The 21,981-nt window shown below is 68.6% G+C and carries 27 protein-coding genes; 10 read left to right on the plus strand and 17 right to left on the minus strand.

The window, feature by feature from the left end; translation table 11 throughout:
• Window positions 1-47: 47 nt before the first annotated feature.
• The gene (locus OG738_RS31985; protein WP_329046538.1) at window positions 48-371 is read right to left on the minus strand and encodes a hypothetical protein; all 324 of its coding nucleotides are present in this window, start codon (window positions 369-371) and stop codon (window positions 48-50) included.
• Window positions 372-1,659: 1,288 nt separating this feature from the next.
• Between OG738_RS31985 and OG738_RS31990 the strand changes: the two genes are divergently transcribed.
• Both OG738_RS31990 and OG738_RS31995 read left to right on the plus strand, forming a co-directional pair.
• The gene (locus tag OG738_RS31990; RefSeq protein ID WP_329046540.1) at window positions 1,660-2,658 is read left to right on the plus strand and encodes a hypothetical protein; all 999 of its coding nucleotides are present in this window, start codon (window positions 1,660-1,662) and stop codon (window positions 2,656-2,658) included.
• A 41-nt stretch (window positions 2,659-2,699) separates the two neighbouring features.
• Window positions 2,700-3,116, plus strand: a complete 417-nt coding sequence (locus tag OG738_RS31995) for a hypothetical protein (protein ID WP_329046542.1) — start codon at window positions 2,700-2,702, stop codon at window positions 3,114-3,116.
• Window positions 3,117-3,359: 243 nt separating this feature from the next.
• Here OG738_RS31995 and OG738_RS32000 read toward each other — a convergent pair whose 3' ends face one another.
• Genes OG738_RS32000 through OG738_RS32020 form a run of 5 tightly spaced genes read right to left on the minus strand, consistent with a single transcriptional unit; the run spans window position 3,360 to window position 7,525 of the window.
• The gene (locus OG738_RS32000) at window positions 3,360-5,795 is read right to left on the minus strand and encodes an FtsK/SpoIIIE domain-containing protein (RefSeq protein WP_329046544.1); all 2,436 of its coding nucleotides are present in this window, start codon (window positions 5,793-5,795) and stop codon (window positions 3,360-3,362) included.
• Window positions 5,792-6,670 carry a hypothetical protein gene (locus tag OG738_RS32005; RefSeq protein ID WP_329046545.1) on the minus strand — a complete coding sequence of 293 codons (879 nt, stop codon included), beginning with the start codon at window positions 6,668-6,670 and terminating at the stop codon, window positions 5,792-5,794. The genes OG738_RS32000 and OG738_RS32005 overlap by 4 nt, the downstream gene beginning before the upstream one ends.
• Window positions 6,667-7,005, minus strand: a complete 339-nt coding sequence (locus OG738_RS32010) for a hypothetical protein (protein ID WP_329046547.1) — start codon at window positions 7,003-7,005, stop codon at window positions 6,667-6,669. The genes OG738_RS32005 and OG738_RS32010 overlap by 4 nt, the downstream gene beginning before the upstream one ends.
• Window positions 7,002-7,334, minus strand: a complete 333-nt coding sequence (locus OG738_RS32015; RefSeq protein WP_329046549.1) for a WhiB family transcriptional regulator — start codon at window positions 7,332-7,334, stop codon at window positions 7,002-7,004. Before OG738_RS32015 ends, OG738_RS32010 begins: the two co-directional genes overlap by 4 nt.
• A complete protein-coding gene (locus OG738_RS32020; protein ID WP_329046551.1) occupies window positions 7,331-7,525 on the minus strand; it encodes a helix-turn-helix domain-containing protein in 195 nt (64 codons plus the stop codon). The genes OG738_RS32015 and OG738_RS32020 overlap by 4 nt, the downstream gene beginning before the upstream one ends.
• A 169-nt stretch (window positions 7,526-7,694) precedes the next feature.
• Between OG738_RS32020 and OG738_RS32025 the strand changes: the two genes are divergently transcribed.
• Together OG738_RS32025 and OG738_RS32030 are read left to right on the plus strand one after the other, a co-directional pair.
• Entirely contained in the window at window positions 7,695-8,075 is a 381-nt protein-coding gene (locus OG738_RS32025; protein ID WP_329046553.1) for a helix-turn-helix domain-containing protein, read from the plus strand.
• Between the two features lie 182 nt (window positions 8,076-8,257).
• The gene (locus OG738_RS32030) at window positions 8,258-9,391 is read left to right on the plus strand and encodes a tetratricopeptide repeat protein (protein ID WP_329046554.1); all 1,134 of its coding nucleotides are present in this window, start codon (window positions 8,258-8,260) and stop codon (window positions 9,389-9,391) included.
• On the opposite strand, the gene OG738_RS32035 is transcribed toward OG738_RS32030, so the two are convergent.
• Together OG738_RS32035 and OG738_RS32040 are read right to left on the minus strand one after the other, a co-directional pair.
• Window positions 9,338-9,925, minus strand: coding sequence for an NUDIX hydrolase (locus tag OG738_RS32035; protein ID WP_329046556.1), 588 nt, complete (start codon window positions 9,923-9,925; stop codon window positions 9,338-9,340). The two genes, OG738_RS32030 and OG738_RS32035, sit on opposite strands and share 54 nt — an antisense overlap.
• Before the next feature lie 9 nt (window positions 9,926-9,934).
• Entirely contained in the window at window positions 9,935-11,101 is a 1,167-nt protein-coding gene (locus OG738_RS32040) for a hypothetical protein (protein ID WP_329046558.1), read from the minus strand.
• Window positions 11,102-11,256: 155 nt separating this feature from the next.
• Here OG738_RS32040 and OG738_RS32045 point away from each other — a divergent pair, with 155 nt between their 5' ends.
• A complete protein-coding gene (locus tag OG738_RS32045; protein ID WP_329046559.1) occupies window positions 11,257-11,625 on the plus strand; it encodes a hypothetical protein in 369 nt (122 codons plus the stop codon).
• Between the two features lie 185 nt (window positions 11,626-11,810).
• Window positions 11,811-12,005, plus strand: coding sequence for a hypothetical protein (locus OG738_RS32050; protein WP_329046560.1), 195 nt, complete (start codon window positions 11,811-11,813; stop codon window positions 12,003-12,005).
• A 752-nt stretch (window positions 12,006-12,757) separates the two neighbouring features.
• Here OG738_RS32050 and OG738_RS32055 read toward each other — a convergent pair.
• The 5 genes from OG738_RS32055 to OG738_RS32075 form a co-directional block, all read right to left on the minus strand.
• Window positions 12,758-13,000, minus strand: coding sequence for a VOC family protein (locus tag OG738_RS32055; RefSeq protein ID WP_329046561.1), 243 nt, complete (start codon window positions 12,998-13,000; stop codon window positions 12,758-12,760).
• Window positions 12,997-13,425, minus strand: a complete 429-nt coding sequence (locus OG738_RS32060) for a hypothetical protein (RefSeq protein ID WP_329046562.1) — start codon at window positions 13,423-13,425, stop codon at window positions 12,997-12,999. The genes OG738_RS32055 and OG738_RS32060 overlap by 4 nt, the downstream gene beginning before the upstream one ends.
• Window positions 13,422-13,589 (minus strand): hypothetical protein, encoded by a 168-nt coding sequence (locus tag OG738_RS32065; protein WP_329046563.1) that lies wholly within the window; start codon window positions 13,587-13,589, stop codon window positions 13,422-13,424. The genes OG738_RS32060 and OG738_RS32065 overlap by 4 nt, the downstream gene beginning before the upstream one ends.
• Window positions 13,590-13,600: 11 nt before the next feature.
• A complete protein-coding gene (locus OG738_RS32070) occupies window positions 13,601-14,071 on the minus strand; it encodes a DUF4383 domain-containing protein (protein WP_329046565.1) in 471 nt (156 codons plus the stop codon).
• 153 nt (window positions 14,072-14,224) lie between these two features.
• A complete protein-coding gene (locus OG738_RS32075) occupies window positions 14,225-15,049 on the minus strand; it encodes an SDR family oxidoreductase (RefSeq protein ID WP_329046566.1) in 825 nt (274 codons plus the stop codon).
• A gap of 63 nt (window positions 15,050-15,112) precedes the next feature.
• On the opposite strand from OG738_RS32075, the gene OG738_RS32080 reads away from it, so the two are divergent.
• Both OG738_RS32080 and OG738_RS32085 read left to right on the plus strand, forming a co-directional pair.
• Window positions 15,113-15,712 (plus strand): Ppx/GppA phosphatase family protein, encoded by a 600-nt coding sequence (locus OG738_RS32080; RefSeq protein WP_329046567.1) that lies wholly within the window; start codon window positions 15,113-15,115, stop codon window positions 15,710-15,712.
• 59 nt (window positions 15,713-15,771) lie between these two features.
• Entirely contained in the window at window positions 15,772-15,960 is a 189-nt protein-coding gene (locus OG738_RS32085) for a DUF2795 domain-containing protein (protein ID WP_329046569.1), read from the plus strand.
• Between the two features lie 40 nt (window positions 15,961-16,000).
• Here OG738_RS32085 and OG738_RS32090 read toward each other — a convergent pair whose 3' ends face one another.
• Genes OG738_RS32090 through OG738_RS32100 form a run of 3 tightly spaced genes read right to left on the minus strand, consistent with a single transcriptional unit; the run spans window position 16,001 to window position 19,085 of the window.
• Window positions 16,001-16,567: an antibiotic biosynthesis monooxygenase gene (locus OG738_RS32090; RefSeq protein WP_329046571.1), complete on the minus strand. Its 567-nt coding sequence runs from the start codon at window positions 16,565-16,567 to the stop codon at window positions 16,001-16,003.
• 2 nt (window positions 16,568-16,569) lie between these two features.
• On the minus strand, window positions 16,570-17,610 hold the full coding sequence (locus OG738_RS32095; RefSeq protein ID WP_329046572.1) for a glycosyltransferase family 9 protein: 1,041 nt from the start codon (window positions 17,608-17,610) through the stop codon (window positions 16,570-16,572).
• Window positions 17,607-19,085: an HAD-IIIA family hydrolase gene (locus tag OG738_RS32100; RefSeq protein ID WP_329046573.1), complete on the minus strand. Its 1,479-nt coding sequence runs from the start codon at window positions 19,083-19,085 to the stop codon at window positions 17,607-17,609. Before OG738_RS32100 ends, OG738_RS32095 begins: the two co-directional genes overlap by 4 nt.
• Before the next feature lie 89 nt (window positions 19,086-19,174).
• Here OG738_RS32100 and OG738_RS32105 point away from each other — a divergent pair, with 89 nt between their 5' ends.
• Complete coding sequence (locus tag OG738_RS32105; protein ID WP_329046574.1) at window positions 19,175-20,524, plus strand: aldehyde dehydrogenase family protein; 1,350 nt, start codon at window positions 19,175-19,177, stop codon at window positions 20,522-20,524.
• Complete coding sequence (locus OG738_RS32110) at window positions 20,521-21,687, plus strand: FUSC family protein (RefSeq protein WP_329046575.1); 1,167 nt, start codon at window positions 20,521-20,523, stop codon at window positions 21,685-21,687. Before OG738_RS32105 ends, OG738_RS32110 begins: the two co-directional genes overlap by 4 nt.
• Window positions 21,688-21,764: 77 nt before the next feature.
• Here OG738_RS32110 and OG738_RS32115 read toward each other — a convergent pair whose 3' ends face one another.
• Complete coding sequence (locus OG738_RS32115) at window positions 21,765-21,929, minus strand: hypothetical protein (RefSeq protein WP_329046576.1); 165 nt, start codon at window positions 21,927-21,929, stop codon at window positions 21,765-21,767.
• Window positions 21,930-21,981: the final 52 nt, after the last annotated feature.

Below are 21,981 nucleotides of genomic sequence, written 5' to 3' on the forward strand. Positions count from 1 at the left end.
GCGAGATTTCTGTGACATTAGAATTTCCTGATTCCTTGCCTGGTAGGCTAGCGATCGCTAGGGCTTGACAATATCCGAACCTTGTATGATGACGAGCGGCAAACTAGTTCTTCGGCATCAACGATTTTGTCGATGGAAATTAGAACTCCGATTGCTTCCGCCGTGTCCGACTGAATTTGGTCGATGATCCGATTTTTGGCATCTGGGCTTTCAAACGAAGAAGCTTCGATCTTTTCTATAGCTTTTCGTTTGATCGCATCCTCGTCGATCGCGATCGCAGCAACCTTCACCTCGATTTCAAACCGCGCACCGTGTTTGAGGGCTTCATACAGCTTTAACTCCTCTTCAGGAGTGGACGGCTCGAAATTCATACACGTATCCTAGCATGTGATAACTGTCTGTTGCTACCCTGACAAGTCCCCTAAGGGTTGGCCCTGGGGCCCCAGGGCCAACCCTAGGCAATCCGAACTATTGGGCTACTTCGTCTCGGTTGTCACAGATTCCACGGGTGACAAACAGTGTCCGATCAGCCCGTCAGCGGAACCTGCCCGACGGCCCGGCCCGATGTAGATCCAGTCTCCAGTGACATTCGGATCCCACCATGCGCTACAAACTACCTGGATTCGCGCAGAGCCACCGTAAAGGCCGCCCCAACAGGACGCCTTGCCATATGTATTCTCGATCCAGCTGTCGCAGGTTACGGAGCTGGTCTTCGGGCTGATCGGGCGGGACGTGGCGTTCGCAACGCCTATTGCGCCCAACAGTGTGGCACCCAGAATGCACACCAACACGGCCAGGCTACCCGAGTGTCGCCGAATGAATCTGCCGGCCTCTTTTGCACCCGTCAAAGTAGTCACCTCGTGTTCGCCGTAACCCAGTCGACGGAAGACCAGCACTGTCCTTGCATTTCGATGGTAGACCCGTTCACGATCTGAGCAGACCGGTCAACGTTCGGGTCCCAGACTGCGTTGCATTCAACATGCAGATCCATCGCAACCGTTCGACCGGAGTTGTTGGTACACTTTCCGTGACCCCACTCGCCATCGATCCACGTATTGCAGTAAGTCCCGGGAACAGTCCTGGGAGCTTTGGGTGCAGCGGATGCTGAACCTGCCAACGCCAACCCGGCCACCGCGACGGCGGCTGGGACAAAAATCCCCATTCGCAGCTTGCCGAACCTTTGTCTCACTACGAATCCCCATTCTTTTGTTGTGGCGGGGAAGGAGACGCAGAAACGCCCTCCCCGCTGTAGAAATCTAGTAGCGTGATCGGGACAGAACAAGCCACTGACCATCCGATGTGATTTGGATCACCTTTGCTGGTTTTGGAAGACCGGTTATGCGGTCACCTGAAATGCGGCCATTCAGACTACGCGTTACAGTCGCCCGCTGCTCTTTTGAGGTGATCTTCCAATATTGAGCTAGCCCAATTGGATGCGCGCCGTTCGTGTGGCAGATCCCATGCGGCATTGCTGACAAATATTGTCTCGTTGATCTGTTTCGTAAATGAAGGCTGCACGTACTCCGTTTTTCGTAGCTTTGGCACGTAGGGTAGTGATGCCTGACGCACGGTCTCCGAGCATGCGAACTCCCTTCACGTGCTCCCACATGCAACGCGACGGGGCACCCGGCGCATGGCGGGCTGGCCATCCCGCCACGCATGTGCGTAGTCGATCAGGGGTTCGATTCGGTGGCGTTGTCGCAGGTGAAGGCGCATCCTTGTGGTATGGGTGGCGGATCGTTCCTGGACCGTTTGGCCGCTGCTGGTGAGCAAGCAGTGGCCCGGGACCAAGCCCGGAAGTGGCGACGCGCGGCGATTGAACGAGCCGTACGAACACCCGCGCTGATCGGTGCGGGGATTCTCGCGCTGGTGGCGTGGTGGCTGTCCGGCTGGGAAATGTGGCCGTGGCTGTTCGGCGGGGCCGGTGGTCTCGTGGCCGTGCTGGTGCTGGCCCGTCGGATGCCGCCGGCGTGGCGGCTGACGGTGCCGCTGCTGGTGGTCGGGGTGTGGCTGCTGACGTATGTGGACCCGTGGTGGTGGGTGCTGCTGGCGGGGGTCGCGGTGACCGGCGCCGGGGTGGCCGCGCTGGTGATGTTGCGGCTACGGGTGCGGCGCTGGCAGACGCTCGGGGCACTGGCGCTGGGTGTGGTGATGGTCGCGGCGGGATGGGTGATGCTGACGGTGGATTCCGCCTGGCAGGCACGCCAGACGCAACAGGAACTGAATCAGGCCCACGATGAAGCGGTGGCCCGGATCTTGCCTCGGAGCCCGGCGAGCATGGTCGACTTTCTGGCGGAACGGATCGCCCACGCGACGCCGGACGCGGTCGCCGACGCGTGTTTCGTGTTCGCACCTGCCGCGCAACGCCAGTTCGCCGACGCCTGGCAAGCCCCGGACTGCCCGACCGCTATCCGCGTCATGGCGAGCAAGGTCACCGCAGCGGCGGACTACGTGAACAACCTGTATTTACCGGGGCAGGCGGCCCAGTCCAATCCGGACGGCACCCTGTCGGTGGACGCATGCCACTTGGATTTCAGCGGGCTGACTGACGATACTCCGCATGTGAATCCCGGCCCGCAGATCGGCATGCTGACCCTGGCACAGCAACACGGGCAAGGGCACCGCATCGTCGGCTATCAGGGCTGTCCGCCGGGGTGATCGTGTCGGGTGTCGAGCCCCATCCGTGGCAGACTGCTCCCATGTATGCGTTCGATGTTTCGCCGACAGGCTGGCTTGCTGAGTTCCAGGAAGAGCGGGACGGAACACGACGTTCCTGGCGACTTCCGGTCGAGTGTTTCTCGCCCGCAGGCGAAGGAATGGTTGTAGATGGCCGTTCGAGCCGTTTGGTAGCGGCAGAGAAGGCAGAGAATTTCGTCGCGCTGACGGAGTGCAATCTGGGGGTTCATTTCATCCCGGCGCATCCGGGATGGTCGGTCGAGGGGGAAAGGTGGGCAGGGGAAAGAGTGGTGGGCTGGATGGTCAATGACTCCGGGTACGGGGTCCCGTTGGTGGCCCTGCCGAAGTCGGGTGGACTCGTGCCCGCAGGCGCTGACGGGACGCCGTACACCTTGACCGCGCCAGACACCCCGCGTGCCGACACGCACACTGACGACTGACGTGGCCCGCGACGCGGAGAGCCCCGGCAACCGTGGTTGCCGGGGCTCTCTCGTGTTCAGGGCCGTTCTGTGGTTGTCGCTGCCTCGGGTGGGTGGTGAGCACGGGGGCGTCCGTTCTGGCGGGCCAACGCGGCCCGCACGATGCGTGCTGCTCGTCCTAGCGTGAGTGGGTCGTCAACGGCGCGGGTCGGCGCGGGTGGGTGATGAGTCCGCCGGGGCGGACTCGCCGCCTCAGCGGGGCTCTCAGGACCTGCCAGAGTCATCACCTCCCCGCGTGCTCTCGCCCGGTCGGCGGGGAGGCAGGGAGGGACCTTCCCCGGTCCCCGCGTCACCCGGGTTTCGGCCCGGTTCGGGGTTTGGCCGGCGGTGGGTCCCTGGGGTCCCTGAGCCGTGTTTGTGCTGGTCAGGGCAGGGACTTTCGGTCAGGGACCCGTCAGGGAGAAGTCCCTGAGTCCCTGCCGGGTCCCTGCCGGAGTCCCTGCCGTCCCCGTCCGCGTCGTCGGCCCCGTTGCCGTCGTCGTCGCGGTCGTGGCGCGCGAGTGCGGCGGCCACGTCCTCGGCGCGGATGACCTTCTTTCCGTCCGACTTGACCGGGGCGACCCCGTACGGCGCGAGTGCGGCTGTCAGGTCCCGGAACGTCCACTCCCCGTACTCGCCGGGATCGTGGCGGGCCAGCCGGGTCAGGATGACCTGAGTCCGAACGCGCCTCTCCCCGTCCAACACCGCCGCGACGTCGGCCAGGTGGTCGACGGCCACCGGTGCCGCCGCTTCGAGCTGCGGGCGCGCGCTGGACTCGACCGCCCGGCCCATCTCCTCAATCAGCGCCACCGCGCGGCCGATGACCGGGGTCACATCGTCGGCCCCGTCCTCGAACGGCACGTAGAACGTCCGGACCAGCTCGAACGTCTCGTCCGTGATGCCGACCGCGACGCAGGTTCCCCGGTCGGTGTTGATCCGTAGTTCGGTCGCGCGGATACCGGCCGCGTACTTGCCCGACCCCAATAGCCCGTCATTGGCCACCTGATCGGCCACCGAGAACGCGACACCGCAGGACACGTTGCGGGTGACCTCCCTCGGGATGCTGTCCTTCGTCGGCGACTGGGTGGCCAGTAGCAGCACGATGCCGTACTTACGTCCTCGCTTGATCAACCGCACGGCCAACTCAGCGGCTTTCTTCCCGAACTTGGGGTGCTGGAACAACTCGTGGCACTCGTCGATCCCGCACACCAACGGGTGCAACCCAAGATCCCGCTTGTCGGCGAGTTTGCGCGAGACCTTCGGCGGGCGGCCCGGCTGCTCTCCGAGGATCTTGCCGCGTCGCTCCATTTCGGTCAGCAAGTCCGCCAACGCTTGCGTTGCCGCTTCGGCCACGCTGTCATCCATCCCCATCCGGTAGCGCGACAGCCGGGGCCGGAACGGGTCGAAGTCGGGTGACTCGCCCATCACGAACACCCACAGTTCGGCCGTGGGGTCCAGTGCCGCACCGAGCAGCAGCGTCCGCAACGCGGCCGACTTCCCTTGCCCCGGGCGGCCACCGATCAGCCAGTTCACCCCGACCAACGGCGCGTTGATGACCAACCCGCGTTGCGACAGTCCGAACGGGACACCCTCGAATACGTCGACCTGTCCATCGTGGACCAACGGCCATTGGCCGGCCCCGCCCCGCAGGACGCCCTTGTCGGCGACCCACAGGTCGAGGATGCCGTCCTCATCTCCCTTGGTAGGCCACGTTTCCAGCGACGCACGCCCGAGGTTCGCGGCCAGCTTCGACCGACGCGCGGCCACCATGTCGGCGGTCACGCCGAGCGGCAACCGGACCTGAGCAAAGGTGCCCTCACCGTCCTTACGCGCGGCCACGGTGTAGACTAGTTCCCCGCCGTCGCGGTAGAACCGGTCCAACGGCGTGATACCGAGATGCGCCAACGCCTTGGAGATCATCCGTTCGTCAATCCAGGAATCGGCGTCGTCGCGGTCCGGCCGTACCAGCCAGCCCGCACCGGGGGTGCGGTCGCGTCCCTCGAACGCCGCTGCAATCGCCCACGTCACCGGTGCCACGATCAGCAGCAGCGGCACCACCACCGTGAGCGCCGACCACACGGCGGACACTCCCGTGTAGACGTCGGCCAGCCACGGCCACATGTCCGCCCGATCCATCACCGAGTCCACCAGCCACAGCACCGCCGCCACCGGAGCCGCGACCCGCAACGTGATCACCAACCGGCGGACCACGATCCCGAGCCTGGCCCACCGTGCCGTGGCATCCGACCGGATCAGCTCCTGCGCGGCACGCCGCGCGTCGGCGTCCCCGGCCAGCCGCGCCCGGCGAGCGTCGGCCCGAAGATCGGCGTAGGTGGCCCAGTTCCAGAACTTGACCAGCCACCGCCAGTTCCCGCGCAGCACGAACCACACCAGCCGCACCACGTCTTGCGGGATCTTCCGCGCCCGGTAGGCGGCTACCGACCGCGCCCGGATCATCGGCCCGGACCGCCACATCCGCCCGGCCGCGTCGGCAACGCGCTGCCACACCGACACCCTGCGCGGAACCGCGCGGTTCCGCGGCTGGGGCAACGTGTCGTCGATCAACTCACCGTCGAGTACCGGGCCGACGTGTTCGACGTCCCGGCCGTGAGCGCGGGCCACCTCGGCGTGTTCGTGCTTCTCCTCGTTCGGTTCGGTCATCGGCTCGCACCCCCCTTGCCGGTCTCGGCGGTCAAGGTGGCGGCGAGCCGGGAGGACAGACCACGGGAACACCCCGTGGTCTCCCGCACCCACGCCGGAGTGATCTCCACCCCGGGCGTCCACGCGGTACGGGCGTCGGTGAGGTAGTCGGCGAACAGCTTCCGCCGAGCCGGTCGCAATGCCGCCGGTTCCGGTGCCGCCGGTTCACGATCCGGCGCGCTCGGCTCCCGTACCTGTTCGGTCGGTTCGTGAGCCGCCGTGTTCGGTTCGTGGACTGGGGCGGCCGGTTGCTGAACCGGTGCCGACTCAGCAACGCTCGCCCGGTCGGTGGCGTTCATGAACGCCACCGTCACCGCGTCGGTGAGCTTGTCCCGCAAGTCGGTGACCGCCTCGGCGGCGACGAACACCACCAGCGGCGGAACCGAGTGCAGGACCACTCCGGCCGGCGAGCCGGAAACCCACGATGACCAGGTGTTCATCACGTACGTTGCGGCCAGCGTGAGCCACTTCGCGGCCCGTACCCACGCTCCCGTGTGGACCTGGTACCGGGCGGTGATCTGCTCCGCTCGCAGGATGGCCAGCAGGACCAGGCACACGGTCGGGTCCAGCAGCCACGCCGTGAGCCAGGGCAGCGACCCGAACGCGGCTCCGGCGGCGGCGAACCACTGCACGTTGGCCGTGGTGAATGCCAGCCCGAGGACGATCCCGGACCAGCACAGCCGGTCCACTTGAGCCCGGACCCGTTCCACCCGCAGCGCCACCACGTCGGGGTGGGTCTGCCAGCGGCGGACGTCGGCCGCTTCGGCCGCGTCGGCGGCCAGCCGCCGCGCCCGGCCCGCCATCGTCGCCGTCTCGTTCTGGTTGGTCGTGGTCATCGGCGACCACCACCCCGGCGACGCGTGCTGGTGGTGTCCATGGACGTGACCGTCAGGGCACGCGTCAGGACGTAGGCCGCGATCAGGTCCGGCACTCCAAGGACCACCAGGACCAACGTCGGGTTGTGCACATGCGTGATCACCAGCCACTGAACGCCCGTGAACGCCGCGCCCGTGAACAGCACCCGCCCGGCCAGCGACACCACCCGCGAACTCGCCCGCGCCGTGTCAGCAGCCCGGCGAGCCTTGCGGGCGCTGTAGCGCCACACCATGAACAGCGCCAGCAGCACCCCGACCCCGGCGAGGATCTGTGTCGGCGTGAAGTTGACCGTCATCGCGCCTCACCACCCCGGCGACGCAGCCACACCGGGTGCAGCGCACGCCGATCGGTGTCCGGCAACGCACCCCACACCCCGACCGTGTCCAGCCCGGCCGTCCGCAACTCCAGCTCGCGGCACTCGTCGATCACCGGGCACCCGGCGCACATCCCGGCGGCCAACTCCCGGTCCGGCGAGTCCTCGCCGGACAGTTCGGGCATGTCGGCCCGGTCGAATGCCCAGAAACACAGACCGTCCCCGGTCACCACTCGGTTCAGCACGTCGTCCGGCACGTCGGCGTACCGATCGAGCTGGGCAGCCATCTCCTCGTAGTTGGGTTCGGTCATCGCGCACCCCCGCCGAGCACCCGGCGCAGTTCGGCGGCGGGGATGACGAGCCGGGAGCGGCGGCGCTCCGCGCGGAGCGTGCCGACCCGGATGGCGCGATGGATCTCGTTGCGGTCGACGCCGAGAATCCACGCGGCGTCGGCCAGTGAGTAGAACGCCGGTCGACCGGCGTCAGGAAGTTTCTTCGTCATTGGGTTGAGGCCTTTCGAGTCAAGAACGATGATTTGAGCTGAAAAAGAGAGCTGATTTAGTCGCGTGAAGGCGCGAGAATGGTCCGAATGCGCGACGCGGTGTCGATCTAGGCGCCGCGGAATCCGTCAAGCGCTAATGTCGGCGCTGAGGCGGACCACGGAGGAATGGGTGTCGGAAGACTGGGCGGCGGTCGCGAAGACCATCAACGAGCGCGTACACGCGCTCGGATGGAAGCAACGCGAGCTGGCCGAACGCTCGCAGGTCTCGCAGGCGATCGTCCGCGAAATCCAGAACCACACCGTGGAGCGCAAGCGCAGCGACCGGACGCTTGAAGCGCTGGCGGTGGCACTCGGCCTGCATCCGCAACACCTGCTCGCCGTGCTGCATGGGCGCATCCCGCCGGCTCTGGGCCAGCCGCGCGAGGACATGGAAGACGCCGTGTCGGCGCGACTTGCCGTCATTGAGCGTCGGCTCTCCGACATCACCGAGCAACTCGCTGCACTGCGCGCCGACCTTGCCGACGTCCTGAGTCGGCCGGACAGGCAATAGGCGTCCGATGCTCGGCAGTGTCGAATGTCCTTGCGGCCTGATCGTCAGGTGGTTTCGTTCTGCGTTCATGCCTCAAGAAAACGGCAGCGAGGCACCTTTGCGCAGGTGGCTGAGGTTAACCGCAGCCTCGTTAACTGCAATTAACTGTGCAGGTCAGCGCGGTTATTGCCAGGGTGAGCCCCATGGCTGAAACAAGGCTTCAGGCGGTTCGCAGGCAGCTCGGCTACAAGGCCGATGACGTCATCAGGATGCTTCTTCGTCGCGCCGAGACGCTCGCCGTTCCTGTCATGTCGGCAACGAGTCTCAAGACGAAGCTGTCACGGTGGGAGAACGGACGCGAAGCGGTCAGCCAGCCGTACCGCCGTCTCTTTCGTGACGTCTATGGCCGCACGAACGAGGAACTGGGCTTCCCAGGGGAGGAGGCGAACGACGAAGCAGACGAACTGATCTCCCGGCTCGCGCTTGCTCGTTCGGTCGATGCCGAAACCGTCGAGATCTTCAAGCGACAGGTAGATCAGGCACGACACGTTGACCGGCGGTTCGGTGGCATGGGGGTGCTTGATCAGCTGCGCAGCAACATCGAACAGCTTCAAGGCTTGCTCGGGTTCAGCACGACGAACGGCCAACGTCAGGCGCTGGCCACAGTGCTCACCGAAGCATCGGCGCTGGCCGGTTGGGAAGCGCTGGACCGTAACGCCATCCGACAGGCATGGGAGCATCACGAGACAGCCAAGGCAGCCGCACGTGAAGCAGGGTCACCGATTCTGCTCGCGCATTCGACCGCGCAACAGGCTTTCATCTTGATTGATCTTGGCGAAGTCCAGGCAGCCGTTGGACAACTCGCTGAAGCGCGTGCGCTTGCGGAACGCACGGCACCGCCATTGCTGCGCGCGTGGATGGCGGCAGCGCTTGGAGAAGGACTGGCGGCGGCAGGTCAGCGGGACGACGCGCTGAGGGTGTTCGACACAGCGGACGAACTTTTGCCCACGGACCCTGTCGATCCGGCGTTGCCGTTTCTGTTTCTGGGCGGGGCACACCTTGACCGATGGCGCGGCAACGCGCTGAGCAAACTCGGTGAGCCGGATGCGATCCAGCGACTCACCGCCGCGTTGCCGCGCCTGCCGCCGGACTTCATGCGTGCCCGGACAGGCATGTTGGTTGATCTGGCATTCGCCTACGCGGCAGCAGGCGACCGAGATGCTTCGCTGGACCACGCACGACAGGCGCGGCGGCTCGCAGCACAGATCAAGTCGGATCGACAGTTACGCCGTCTCGGTGGGCTGATCTTGCCCGGAACTGCTTCCGGTGTTGCGTGAGGCGATGTAGTAGAGCAGGGGAACCAGGGCGCCAGCGCCGAGAATTTCCTTACGTAGGGCCAATTCTGGAATCCGGCTGAGCGGAACCCACTCAAGACGCCCGACTTCTTCCGTGTCGGTCGGCTCGCCCACTTTCTCGGCGCCGCGCCACAGATAGACGTCGGTCAGCGCTGTCACTTGCCCTGGCAACGGCTCGAAGCTGATCAGGTGTTCGACCTCGCCGACCGGCTGATAGCCGCTTTCCTCCCGGATCTCGCGAGCCGCCGTCGCGGCAGGCTCCTCGCCTTCCTCGACCAGCCCGCCAAGCAGTTCGTAGCCCCACTGGTCGGTTGCGAACCGGTAGCGCCACAGCATGAGCACCCGATCCTGATCGTCGATGATCAGGCCGATTGCGATGCGAGCCAGGTGCACGACGTGGTATTCCCATCGTTCACCGTTCGGCGCTTGCACGTCGGTCAGGCCGAGGCGCACCCACTTGTTGTCATAGACGGTCCGTTCACCGAAGGTCTTCCAGGACCCAACGTCTTCAGTCACGCACGGAGCCTAGCGCGACTCGACACGAGCCTTAAGCCGTTCGAGGCGTCGTTGCTGACGCGTCGAGCCGATGTCGGCGGCGAGGGCTTGAGCACGGTCGATGTGCAGGTGGGCTTGATCACGCTCGCGTATCGCCGCGAACGCCGTGGCAAGGTCGACTCGCAGGGCCGTCTCAGCGCGGACGAAGGTCGGATCGAGACGGTCAAGCGCGTCAGTGAGCACGTCGATCGCTTCCGGCTCGCCGACTCTCGCGAGCGCGTGGCCTCGCCAGCGGTCAAGGTGGACGGAGTCGAGCGCGAGATACGGCCCGTCCTGCGCCGTGTCATCCGGGAGTAAGGCGGTGGCGTGGTCGAACGCGCGGAGGCTCGCCGAACGCTGTCCATCGGCGGCGAGTGTTTCGCCGTGTGCGGCGGCCAGCCACGAGCGGACCAGTCGGTCCGTCTTCCTCTCCGCGCTCCGGCGGATGGACGCCATCAAGTCGACCGCCGCCGTTGAATCGCCGATGTCCAGCAACACGAACGCTTGGCCCGCGCTGGTGTGCGCCTCGAAAGCGGGGTTCGTCGGTTCCTTGGCGGCCAACTTGCCTTGCTCGTAGTGCTGCCAGGACTGCGAGACGTTGCCCAGATCTAGAGCCTGCCATCCGGCGAGAGTGCGAAGTTCCGAGAGCAACGCGGCCAGCTCCTCGCGGGTAGTCGGCATGACGCTGTGGCCCATCAGCCTGCCAACCTGCCCGATCTTGGTCACCACCTCGTCGTGCGCGAGGATCGCGCCCAACTGCCGATCGAGTCGGCGCGTCGCGTTCAACTGATCGCGTAACAGTTGGAGTACCGTGCCGTCGATCCGAGCTGACGTACGAAGCAGAGCCCGGAACTCGCGTTCGTCGTTGGCGAACTCGCGGCGTTCCAGGGGTGGGCCGAGCAGTTCCTCAATCTTGACGCCGAAGATGCGCTCAAGAAGCCTGACGGTGGCCTGCTGAGGTCGCCCGAGAGGTTTGCCGCCATCACCGCGACCAGAGGCGAGCCGCTTCACATGTCGGCCGCTGAGCGTGCCAGGCTCGCCGCACTCTCTTGCGAAGTTCGTCGCGAACTCGGCGAACTCCTCGAACGTCTGCCGCCGTTCCCGGATCAGCAGTTCAAGAACAGTGCGCGAGCGATGTGGTTCCTGCTCATCACCCATGCCGGCACTCCTCCTGGCCCTGGTCCCGTGGCCCGCGCATGGCACCACCGTGGCCCGTCCGCGACCTTCCGATGAAATCAGTGTATACGTCAAGCTGATCTCGGCGTAACCGGCCGTTATGGCTGGTCAAGATGGACAGTTAAGCGGAGTGAATCATGAGCGACACGGGGTCAGTGGCGGTTCTCGACCGCCCGGCGACGGCGCCGCGCGCCTACGGCTACATGCGCGTTCCTTGCGATGTACCGGACGACAAAGTTCGACAACTGGAAAAGCAGTTAATCGCATATGCTGAAAATTGCGGCTTAAGCTTTGTTGGCTTCTTCTTCGAATTCAATTGCGGATCGCGTGAAGCCTTCGACGACCTGGTAGCGGAACTTGTTCGCGCTGACGTGCACCATGTAATAGTTCCAAGTCTTCGTCATCTTGCCCATAATCGTCTCTTGCAAGACCAAATGTTGAGTCATCTGAGCTTTACGGCCCGCGCGCAGGTTCTGGCAATGCGACTTAAGACTGCAATTGAATGAAGGGATTTCTAAAAGCTCGTGGGAACTGATCGAAAGCCAACTAAGCAGGAGTTGCAGGCCGCCGCAGCGGCCCTTCAGTCCTTGAATGAAGGAAATACGGAACAGGCCGTACTGTTCAATAACCTACTAAAGATGACGCAAGAAGATAACGACAAGAAGGCCGAAGGGCAACAGGGGTCCGAGTGATGCGAGAAGACACCAAGGCGATCATTGAATCACTCCGGGCGGTAAGTGGTCATGCGGAAACTATCGCGCAGGCATTGATGCTCGGTAAGATGACTGCAAAGAAGCAGCGCGAGTACGCCGATATGCTGAAAGAACTGTCGGAACTTCTGCACGAGCACGCCGATATCGAGGAGAAAGACACCTCGAATGAGTGACTCACAGGCTGGCCTAGCTGGGCTTATGGGCAAGGCTGGCGACAAGTTGAGCGTTGTATCTAATCGCCTCAAGTCCGGCGTCGCCTCGGCCGAGGAGCTCATGGAATGCAGCAAGCTAGTATTCGCACTTGCGGAAGCCATGGAACTATATGCCGGGAAGATGCCTAAAGTGGAGCCTGGTGCCCGTCATTCACTCCGACAACGGCCACCGTCGACATAATGGACGGCTGGGCGCTATTTTGTTCGGCGGTAGTGGCAGTTCCAATTGCCGCCGCATCGATCTGGATGCTAAGTGAACGGGCGGCAAATCGCCGACGGCGGAAGTTCCTTCAACGTTACAAGCAGCGGTCTGTATCTGGTATTCGCAAACGTATCGAGCGAGAACTTGCCAACGAGGACACTCATGTAATGCCCGTCGTCCAACGTGGCACATTGGGTCCTGATCTGCTCCAAGATGGCAAAATCTCCGGCCGTCTTCCGCTCTCAAAGCATACGCGGCGTTACGCGCGCCAGTGCAGTAGAGGGACACGAACAAAGCGGCCTGAGCCGTCGCGGTGACATGCTTCCTCATGTTGTCGTGAAAGTCACCGCACCGGGGTTTCAAGTAGATGGCCCGGGATATGTGCGGAATCCAAGGTGGGGAGCGGGTTTCTTGTGGAACTTTCCCCGCAATGATCCACCTGCGACCAGCATGAATGACCAGAGTTGAGCCGTTCGACCCTCGCTGCGGCAGGGGGTCGGACGGCTCCTCGCTACGCCGCAGATGTGACGGTGAGAGGTCTTGGGGCGGTTACTTGTTCATAACGCTTGTCCTCGGGTACCGGCTGGAACAGCAGCGCCGGCCCGTCGTCGAAGTCCAGTTGCCGGTACGTCAGACCGTGGGAATCCGTCCAGCTGCGGGCTTTCCCGCGACCCAGCGCCTGTTCCCAGAACTCGGCCAGCAGGTCCGGCTGCCGGCAGTCCACCGCCACGGCCAGGATGCGCAACGCGGTCACGCCTTCACCACCCGGTTGATCGCCTCGGCGACCAGTTCCGGTTCGGACACCGTCACCGTCAGCCCCGGGTGGCGGAGCAGGCCCCACGGGTCGATGCCGGGCACCGGTTCGTGGAACCGCAGGCACACGCCGCCTTCGGTGGTGGTGCCGAACGTCAGGCCGCGGTCGGCGAGCGACAGCCGGACGCCGAGACCGCGAAGCGGGCTGAACGGGCCGCTGACCTCGGCGCCGGCGACGTTGCTCAGCGGGGTCGAGACGAGCCACGGCCCGAGCCGGACGCGCAGGCCGTCGGCGTCCAGCTCGAGGCCGCTGCGAGATCCCAGCAGGCGGCGCAGCCAGGGGAACCGCACGGCGAACTCGGCACGCAGGCGGTAGTGCACGACCACGGCCGGCCGTTCCACCGCCGTCGCTTCACCGGTCGTCATGCGCCGCCGCCCATCGGCGGGACGTCCGGGTCGTCGTCGGCCGGCCCCTCGGGGTCCCGCCACTCCTCGGCGCGGGACGGGCCGTTGCCCTGCCGCGTTCCGCGCAGCTCCGCCTTCAGCTCGTCGTCCTCCCGCGGCGAATGCCGGTCGCTTTCCCGGTGCATGGGAACCTCCTTCACGCGGTTTCTTCCCCGGCTACCCGGCGGCCACGGGCCGAAACCGCGCGGCCCGCGCGGGCCGCGGCGATCCCGAGCACCAGGCCCGCGACCGCGGTCAGCCCGTGCAGCCAGTTGTCGGCCCAGTTGAGGTTGATCGGGTCCTCCGGCGTGCTGAACGCCGTGGCGAGCACGCCGTAGGCGGTCATGCCCAGGAAACCGACGAAGAGGACCCAGCAGTAGATGAGCGCGCCGGCGTGCCGGGTCGCGGCGAGCAGCCCGAGCACCCCGACCACGGTGTGGACGAGGTTGAGGACGACGCTCGCGCTGAAGAGCCCGATCACCTGGCCGGTCGTCACGTGGCCGACCGTCGCCGTTCCCGGCGTCAGCCACCCGGCGATCCCGAGCGCGAGGTAGAGCAGCCCGAGCACGGCGACGGCCGGGCGGAGCCAGACCGGGCCCGGTTTGGTGCGGGTGTCGGCGGACGACATGGGCGCCTCCTTCCTTCCGGGCGCGGATACCCGGGGTGCCGGACGGGAAACGGGGGACCGAAGAGGGGCCGGACGGCGGGCTGGGGGATCCGCCGTCCGGCCCGGGGCGGGGGCCCGCGCCGGTCCCTGCAGCCCGGGCGCGGGCCCCTGGTCTCAGGGGGAACGCCAGTCGTGGCCGGCGTGTGCCGTGCCGTGCTGGGCGCCCATCAGGAGCAGGCCGCCGTCGACGACGAGCGACGTGCCGGTGATGTACCCGGCGGCGGGCGTCGCGAGGAAGGCGACGGCGGCCGCCACCTCGGCGGCGTGACCGGTGCGGCCGAGCGGGATGCCGGGCCGCTGCTGCTCGCGCGGATCGGCGTCGGCCTGGCCCGTCATCGGCGTCGAGATTTCGCCAGGAGCCACCGAGTTCACCGTGATGGCGTGTTCGGCCAGTTCCAAGGCGAGCACCTGGGTCAGCGCGCCCGCCCCGGCCTTGGCGGCGCAGTAGGGCGCGGCGCCGACACGCGGGACGTGCTCGTGCACACTCGTGATCGTGATGATGCGGCCGCCGTGGCCGGCGTCGATCATGTGCCGCGCCGCGCGCTGGGCGAGGAGGAAGACGCCGTCCAGGTCGACGTCGAGGACTTCACGCCACTTCTCGTAGCCGAGGTCGAGGACGCGCTGGCTGCTGCCGGTGCCCGAGCAGTTGACGAGGACGTCAATCCCGCCGAGGTCTCCGGCGAACGCGTCGACGACGTCGGCGGCTTCGGGCAGCCGGGTCAGGTCGAGCTGCCGGACGTGGGCCGCGACGCCACGCGAACGGACTTCGGACGCGGTTTCCTCGGCACCGTCGGCGTCGGAGTGGTAGGTGATGCCGACGTCCAGGCCGCCGCCGGCGAGGGCGACGGCCACCGCGCGACCGATGCCGGAGTCGGCACCGGTCACGACGGCACGCCGCGGCGACGCGGCTTCGGTGGGCAGTGGCGCCGGAAGGGACACGGGCCTCTCCTCTCGTTCGTCGGCGGCTACCACGTCGTCGCATGCCTAAACGCGCGCGGGTCGATGGAGCTGGTCCTCGGCCGCGACGAGGAACCCGAGCTGGCGATTTCGCTCCCGTTGGGCGCGGGCCGGCTCACCCGCGAGTTCCTGACGGCCAACCCGCCGACGCGCAAGCAACTGAAGACCGTGCGCCGGCACGTGCGCGACACCCTGTCCGAAGTGCTGGACCGGCTGCGCTGGGAGGGCCCGCCGCGGCGGGTCGTGGCGACGTCGAAGACGTTCAAGCAGCTGTCCCGGCTGCCCGGCGCGGCACCGCAGCGCAAGGGGCCTTTCGTGACGCGCGAGCTGGTGGTCGCGGACCTGCGGGAGTGGCTCCCGCGGCCGGCCCGGACTCCGGCGGCCGAGCGAGCCGCGCTCCGGGGCATCTCGCGGCCGCGGGCCCCGCAGGTCGAGGCCGGAGCGCTCGCGGCCGAGGTGACGTTGACGGCGCTCGACGTGCCGAGCGTCGAGATCTGCCCGTGGGCGTTGCGGGAAGGGATCCTGTTGCGGCACTTGGAGCGTGAGGCCGCTACGCCGGCGTTGCCGGTGCAGCCGCTGACGCGGCATCCGGACGCGAAGGTGCGGCAGCTCCACCCCGCCGAGGAACAACCGGTGCCGAGCTGAGCGTGTGTCCGGCGGTCGACGGGGTAACCGGGCCGTTCCCCGAACGGAAGGAGACTCCCGTGAGCAAGCCGAACCCGATCGAGCTGCAGAAGTACCTCTCCGGTGTCGACTACCCGGCCCAGCGTGACGACCTCGTCAGCGCCGCCGAGCGCAACGGCGCCGACAAGGACACCCTCGAGGTCGTGCGGGGCCTGCCCGACCGCACCTACGAAGGGCCCAGCGGCGTGAGCAAGGAGATCGGCGGCTGATCAGGTGCGGGCCCGGGCGGGCTGCCGCTCGCTCGGGCCGTCACAGCCACGGGCGCAGGAGCCGGGTCACCGCCGGCATCACCACGTACGTCATCGTCGTCAGCAGGACCACCGGGAACAGCGCCGCCCGCAGCGGGAGCGGCCAGGACGCCGTCAGCGGGACCACCCACGCCTGGAAGCCCAGGACCAGCGGGTAGACCGCGACCAGCGAGATCAGCCACATCTTCCAGCGCGGCGGCGGTTTCATCGTCGCGATCGCCTCGGACGGGACGTGGAACCACGTCTCCAGGCCCGTGCGGTGCTGCTGGGCCGTCTTGGTCGCCGCCAACGTCCGGGCGTGGCGCAGCCACTTCCGCCGCTCCGGGGAGTCGAGCCAGTTCTGCAGTTGGCGCCGGGTCGCGAACTGGTGGACGACGTGGAAGTCGCGGCTGTCCTCGTTGTGCACGACCGTCGCCGCGAGGTTGCCCGGGTAGCGGGCGGCCTCGGCCGTCGCGCCGCGGGCCCACTCCGCGAACTCGTCGACCCGGTCGGGCTTGGCACGCCAGCTGTACACCGCGGTGACCGGTTCTTCCGACCGGTCGCGCCGTCCCCTGTCCGAAGTGGACATTGCTACAACGCGGACGTGATCGCCGTGCCGGCCGAGGTGACCGCGCCGAGGTCGGTCACCGCGCGGCAGACGTCGGCCGGGTCGATCGCGTCCAGGCAGGGGTGACCCGGCACCGGGCAGACGCGGGCCCGGCTGTCGCGACACGGCGCGCGCTGGTCGCCGAGCACCACGACCGGCACCCCGTACGGCGCCCACCGCGCCGCCGGCACGACCGGGGCGAACAGCGACACCACCGGCGTGCCCGCCGCCGCGGCGAGGTGCGCCGGACCCGTGTTGGGCGCGACCACGACCTGCGCTCCCGACAGCACCGCCGCCAGCTCGGCCGGCGACGTCCGGCCGCCGAGGTTCACCGCCGAGGTGCCCGCCACCCGCTGGGTCAGGAGCCGTTCGGACGGCGCGCCCGTCACGACCACGCGATGGCCCTGGACGACCAGTGCCCGCACGATCCGGTGGCTGCACGCCGGGGACGGCTGGCGGGCCGGGACCGAGGCCCCGGGGTGCACGACGACGTACGGCCCGCCGCCGGTCAGACGGGCCACGTTCGGCAGCGGGCGCCGCAGCGCCGGGGCGCCGTGGTCGTCCGGCGGCAGCGCGTACCCGGCGGCCTCGGCGAGCGACAGCATGCGGACCGCCTCGGGCGGGTCGCCGTCGACGCGGTGGCGAAGATCGAGCAGGCTGCCCGGGTAGTCCTCGGAGATCGCGCCGATCCACGGCACGCCGGCCTGCCGCAGCAGCAAGGCCAGTGGCAGCGGCGACTGGTGGAACGAGGTCAGGATCAGCGCCCGGTCGAACTTCCGGGAGCGCACCAGCGCGACGAACGCCTCGACATCCGACGCGGTCACCGGTGGCGGCTCGGGGTCGATCCACGGCGCGGTCCACGTGATCAGCTCGTCGACGCCGGGCAGCAGCTCGCCCGCGGCCCGGCCGTGGGGACCGGTCAGCAGGGTCACGTGCGACGACCGCGCGGCGACCGCGCGGACGCAGGGCCCGGCGAGCAGGACGTCGCCGAGGTTGTCCTGCCGGGCGACGAGCACCCGGCTCATCCGGCCACCCCGGCGACGCGCAGTGCCTCGGACAGGTCGCGGGCGACGGCGGCGTGCCGGCGGGCCCGGGCGATCTCGGGTCCGAGCGTGCGCGCGGTCGGGACCAGCACGGCGCGGGCCCCGGCGGCGAGGGCGGCGTCGACGTCGGCGCCGGTGTCGCCGATGACCACGCAGGACGCGGGATCGACGCCCAGCTCGCCGGCCGCGCGGAAGACCATGCCGGGCGCGGGCTTGCGGCAGTCGCAGCCGTCGCCGTCGTCGTGGACGCAGACCTGCCACGTGCCGAACGGCCCGAACAGCTCCTTGACGCGGGCGTTCACCGCCGCGAGCTGCTCCGGGGTGATCAGTCCCTTCGCGACGCCCGACTGGTTGCTCACCACGCCGACCGGCACGCCGCGGTCGCGCAGCCCGCGCACCAGGTCGACGGCGCCGGGCATCGGCCGGACCCGGTCCGGATCGGACAGGTAGGGAACGTCGACGATCAGGGTGTCGTCCCGGTCGAACAGCACCGCGACCGGCGGCTTCGGGCGCCGGGCCGCGATCTCCCCGCGGACCCGGTGGTAGCACGCGGCCGGCGGGATGAGCGCGCTGGTGACGACCATCCGGGCCACCTCGCCCGGGGTCCGCGGACCCGGCAGGATCCGGTGGGCGGCGAACTCCGCCGTGAGCCCGGCCCAGACCCCGGCGGCGAGCACGGCTTTCCCGCGCTGCCCCGCCACCCTCAGGCCGAGCGCGGCCAGACCGGCCACTGTGGACAGTGCGTGCAGTCCCAGCCGCCCTTGGCCGGCGCCCGTGCGCTGCCGCCAGAGGACACCGTGCTTGGCGCGCATCAGGGCGTTGTCCGCGTTCCCGCGCTGGGCTTTCAGGCTGTAGAAGAACCCGGCGCGGCGGGCCGGGTGCGTCGTCAGCCGCGCGCCCCGGTCGATCCGGTGCCCGGCTTCGGCGACGCGCAGCGCGAGGTCGGAGTCCTCCCGGAACGCGCGCGGGAACCGCTCGTCGAAGCCGCCGGCCTCGACGAGCGCGTCGCGGCGGTAGGCCATGTCCGCGGTGATCCACCGGGCGTGCTCGAGGCCGGCCGTACTCCGCTCGTCGTCGGTGGGGCGCCGGTCCGCGGGCAACGGCACCGTGATCCGGCCCTGGGACGCGGCCACGTCGGCCGGCAGGGACAGCAGGTCCTCGCCCAGCTGCCGGGGCCAGTCGGGGGCGAGCACGACGTCGTCGTCGACGAAGGCGATCCACTCGCTCTTCGCCGTGCGCCAGCCGAGGTTCCGCGCCGCCGCCGGGCCGCGTCCCCCGGACCGTAGTACGCGGACACCGGCGGGAACGTCCAGATCGGACCCGCCGGGGCGGTCGTCGACGACGAGGATCTCCGCCGGGCGCGGACCGTCCCCGAGGAGCAGGGTTTCCAGCAATGGCCGAAGCGTCTCCCGGCCCGTCGTGGGGATCACCACGGTGTAGTCGAGCGAAGCAGTCACCGCGGTGGGCTACCCGCGACGGACGCGGTCAAACGGCGTGTCGATCGCGGACGTGCGGGTAACCGGGCAAGGACACGAAGGAGGTGCGGATGACCGCGGGCACCATCGAAATCCGGAACCCGGCCGACGGCAGCGTGGTGGGCAGCGTGCCGACCGCCGGCGAAGACGAGATCGACGCCGCCCTGGCGCTGGCGAACGAGACCCGGGCCGCGTGGGCGCGGACCCCGGCCGCCGAACGGGGCGCACTGCTGCACACCGCCGCCGACCGGCTGCGGGCCCAAGCCGGCGAACTGGCCGCGGCCAACGAGTCCGAGACCGGACGTCCACGCGACGAAGCCCGCGAAGGGATCATGGCGGGCGCGGGAACGCTGGACCAGTACGCCGAGCTCGGCCCGGTCCACCGCGGGCGCAGCCTGCTCGGCGACCCGGGCGCGACGGACCTCATGGTGCCCGAGCCGCGGGGCGTCGTCGTCGCGCTGACCCCGTGGAACGACCCGGTCGCGGTGGCCTGCGGGCTGCTCGGCGCGGCCCTGGCCACCGGCAACACCGTGGTGCACAAGCCAAGTGAGCGCGCGCCGCACACGGGGCAACTGCTCGGTGAAATCCTGTCCGGTGTGCTGCCCGGCGGCGTGCTGCAGACCCTGCACGGCGACGGCGGCGTCGGCGCGATCCTGGCGATGCGTGACGACGTCGACGTCCTCGCGCACGTCGGCAGCACCGCGACCGGCCGGTCGATCGCCGCGAGCGCGGCCGCCACCGGTGCGAAGACGCTGCTCGAGAACGGCGGCAACGACCCCCTCGTCGTCGACGCGGACGTCGACCCGGCGTGGGCCGCGGGCCAGGCGGCGCTGGGCGCGTTCGCCAACTCGGGCCAGATCTGCGTGGCCGTCGAACGGATCTACGTCTGTGCAGCCGTCGCCGAGCCGTTCCTGGCGGCGCTGGTCAAGGAAGCCGAGGCGCGGACCCTCGCCCCGCTGGTGGACCGGCGGCACCGCGACCACGTGCACTCGCACGTCGAGGACGCCGTCGAGCGCGGCGCCCGGCTGCTGACCGGGGGAGCGGTGCCGGACGGTCCCGGCGCGCACTACCCGGCCACCGTGCTCACCGGCTGCGCGTCCGGCCTGCGGGTGATGACCGAAGAGACGTTCGGCCCGGTGGCCCCGGTGCAGGTCGTCGCCAACTTCGACGAAGGTCTCGCCGAAGCCGCGAAGGGCGACTACGGCCTCGCGGCGACCGTGCTCACCGCGTCGATGGCCCACGCCCAGCGTGCCTGGCGGGAGCTGCCGGCCGGGACGGTCAAGGTCAACAACGTGTTCGGGGGCGCGCCCGGCGGGGCGGCGCACCCGCGGGGGCGCAGCGGCAACGGCTACGGCTACGGGCCCGAGCTGCTCGACGAGCTGACGCAGACGAAGCTCGTGCACCTCGCCCCGCCGGCATGACCGGACGGCGTGCCCGCGCCCTCCGGCTGACAGCGGGGGACGACGTCAAGCGCGGCCTCGCCGCCGCGTTCGCTCCGGTGGACACCGAACGGCACGACCGGACGCCGGTGGGCTGGTTCGCCCGCGCGCTGCGGGTGCCCGGCCGTGAACGCCGGATCGTCGTCCAGGCGGCGAAGGCCACGCTGGCGGCGACCGCGGCGTGGCTCCTGGCGACGCTGGTGCTCAAGCTGCCGCAGCCGTTCCTCGCCCCGTACGCGGCCATCTTCCTGGTGGAAGCGACCGTGTACCGGTCGGTGCGCGGGTGGGTCCAGCAGGTCGGCTCGGTTGCGACGGGCGTCCTGCTCGCGGCCGTGGCCGGCCAGCTGATCCCGGGGCAGGCGGTCGCGCTGGCCGTCGTCGTCTTCGCCGGCCTGCTGGCGGGCAGCTGGCGGCGCTTCGGGGACGCGGGAGTCTGGGTCGGTGTCACCGGGATGCTGCTGGTCTCCTACGGCACTGCCCGGGACCTGGCGCTGATGGGCGACCGGCTCCTGGAGACGGCGCTGGGCGCGACGATCGGCGTCGCGGTGAACACGCTGATCTTCCCGCCGCTCTACGGCGAACGCCTGGCCACGGCGACCGACCGGCTCGCGACGGCACTGGCGGGCCTGCTCGAGTCGCTGTCCGACCTGGTGCGCCGCGACGAGCCGGGTGACCTCGACGATCTGCTGTCGCAGGCTCAGGACGCGCGAAGCCAGGTGCAGGTGGCCGAGGAAGCGGTCGGCCTGACGCGGGAAGGGCGCGTGCTGAACCTGCGCCGCGGCCACCCGAAGGCCGGGACACACCGGGAGCGTCCACTTCGGACACTGATTGCCCTGTGGCCGGCGGTGTCCCAGCTGATCGCCGCGGTGCGCACCACGACGGCCCGGGCGGACCGGCACCCGTTCGAGTACCCCTGGCCGGACGCGCGGGACTCGCTGGCGGACCTGGCGCACCGGCTGGCCGGTGCCGTGCAGGCGGTGGCGGTGGCCGGCCGGCCGGTCGACCTGGAGGAGTGCCGCGCGCTGCTCGAGAAGCTGGAGGAGCGGCTGGTGACGGCCGAGGGCGACGGGGTGCCGGCCCGGCTGGGCCTGGGCACGCTGACCCTCCCGGCGCGACTGCTGGTGGAGAAGCTGGAAAACCGCTGACCGCGAGCGGCCGGGCAGGCCGTCCCGGACCGGGCCCAGCCGTCACACCGGGAGAAGCAGCCGCGCCCGGGAACGCGCTACCGCACCGCCGTCGCGTGCGCGTCCGCCCGGTGCTGACGGCAGGTGGTGCACACCATCGTCTGGCCCAGCAGGGCGCCGTCGCCCGACACGAGGCGGGCGACGTAGAGGGTCGGCAGACCGCACTCCTCGCAGGGGATGGGCGTGCTGTCTTGGTTGATCATCACTCGGTTCGGCATGGTGCCCCCTGTCGGGTCGAAGGTTCCCGCCGGCTTA

It is taken from the genome of Amycolatopsis sp. NBC_01488 (assembly GCF_036227105.1).
Classification (GTDB): domain Bacteria; phylum Actinomycetota; class Actinomycetes; order Mycobacteriales; family Pseudonocardiaceae; genus Amycolatopsis.

Bases quoted from the DNA above. Each gene is read 5' to 3' on its own strand.
- OG738_RS32115 (WP_329046576.1), bottom strand. From the start codon at position 21,929: ATGATCAACCAAGACAGCACGCCCATCCCCTGCGAGGAGTGCGGTCTG.
- OG738_RS31995 (WP_329046542.1), top strand. From the start codon at position 2,700: ATGTATGCGTTCGATGTTTCGCCGACAGGCTGGCTTGCTGAGTTCCAG.
- OG738_RS32080 (WP_329046567.1), top strand. From the start codon at position 15,113: ATGGAGCTGGTCCTCGGCCGCGACGAGGAACCCGAGCTGGCGATTTCG.
- OG738_RS32000 (WP_329046544.1), bottom strand. From the start codon at position 5,795: ATGACCGAACCGAACGAGGAGAAGCACGAACACGCCGAGGTGGCCCGC.
- OG738_RS32105 (WP_329046574.1), top strand. From the start codon at position 19,175: ATGACCGCGGGCACCATCGAAATCCGGAACCCGGCCGACGGCAGCGTG.
- OG738_RS32050 (WP_329046560.1), top strand. From the start codon at position 11,811: ATGCGAGAAGACACCAAGGCGATCATTGAATCACTCCGGGCGGTAAGT.
- OG738_RS31990 (WP_329046540.1), top strand. From the start codon at position 1,660: ATGTGCGTAGTCGATCAGGGGTTCGATTCGGTGGCGTTGTCGCAGGTG.
- OG738_RS32060 (WP_329046562.1), bottom strand. From the start codon at position 13,425: ATGACGACCGGTGAAGCGACGGCGGTGGAACGGCCGGCCGTGGTCGTG.
- OG738_RS32020 (WP_329046551.1), bottom strand. From the start codon at position 7,525: ATGACGAAGAAACTTCCTGACGCCGGTCGACCGGCGTTCTACTCACTG.
- OG738_RS32030 (WP_329046554.1), top strand. From the start codon at position 8,258: ATGGCTGAAACAAGGCTTCAGGCGGTTCGCAGGCAGCTCGGCTACAAG.
- OG738_RS32095 (WP_329046572.1), bottom strand. From the start codon at position 17,610: ATGAGCCGGGTGCTCGTCGCCCGGCAGGACAACCTCGGCGACGTCCTG.
- OG738_RS31985 (WP_329046538.1), bottom strand. From the start codon at position 371: ATGAATTTCGAGCCGTCCACTCCTGAAGAGGAGTTAAAGCTGTATGAA.
- OG738_RS32110 (WP_329046575.1), top strand. From the start codon at position 20,521: ATGACCGGACGGCGTGCCCGCGCCCTCCGGCTGACAGCGGGGGACGAC.
- OG738_RS32045 (WP_329046559.1), top strand. From the start codon at position 11,257: ATGAGCGACACGGGGTCAGTGGCGGTTCTCGACCGCCCGGCGACGGCG.
- OG738_RS32065 (WP_329046563.1), bottom strand. From the start codon at position 13,589: ATGCACCGGGAAAGCGACCGGCATTCGCCGCGGGAGGACGACGAGCTG.
- OG738_RS32090 (WP_329046571.1), bottom strand. From the start codon at position 16,567: ATGTCCACTTCGGACAGGGGACGGCGCGACCGGTCGGAAGAACCGGTC.
- OG738_RS32040 (WP_329046558.1), bottom strand. From the start codon at position 11,101: ATGGGTGATGAGCAGGAACCACATCGCTCGCGCACTGTTCTTGAACTG.
- OG738_RS32070 (WP_329046565.1), bottom strand. From the start codon at position 14,071: ATGTCGTCCGCCGACACCCGCACCAAACCGGGCCCGGTCTGGCTCCGC.
- OG738_RS32015 (WP_329046549.1), bottom strand. From the start codon at position 7,334: ATGACCGAACCCAACTACGAGGAGATGGCTGCCCAGCTCGATCGGTAC.
- OG738_RS32010 (WP_329046547.1), bottom strand. From the start codon at position 7,005: ATGACGGTCAACTTCACGCCGACACAGATCCTCGCCGGGGTCGGGGTG.
- OG738_RS32005 (WP_329046545.1), bottom strand. From the start codon at position 6,670: ATGACCACGACCAACCAGAACGAGACGGCGACGATGGCGGGCCGGGCG.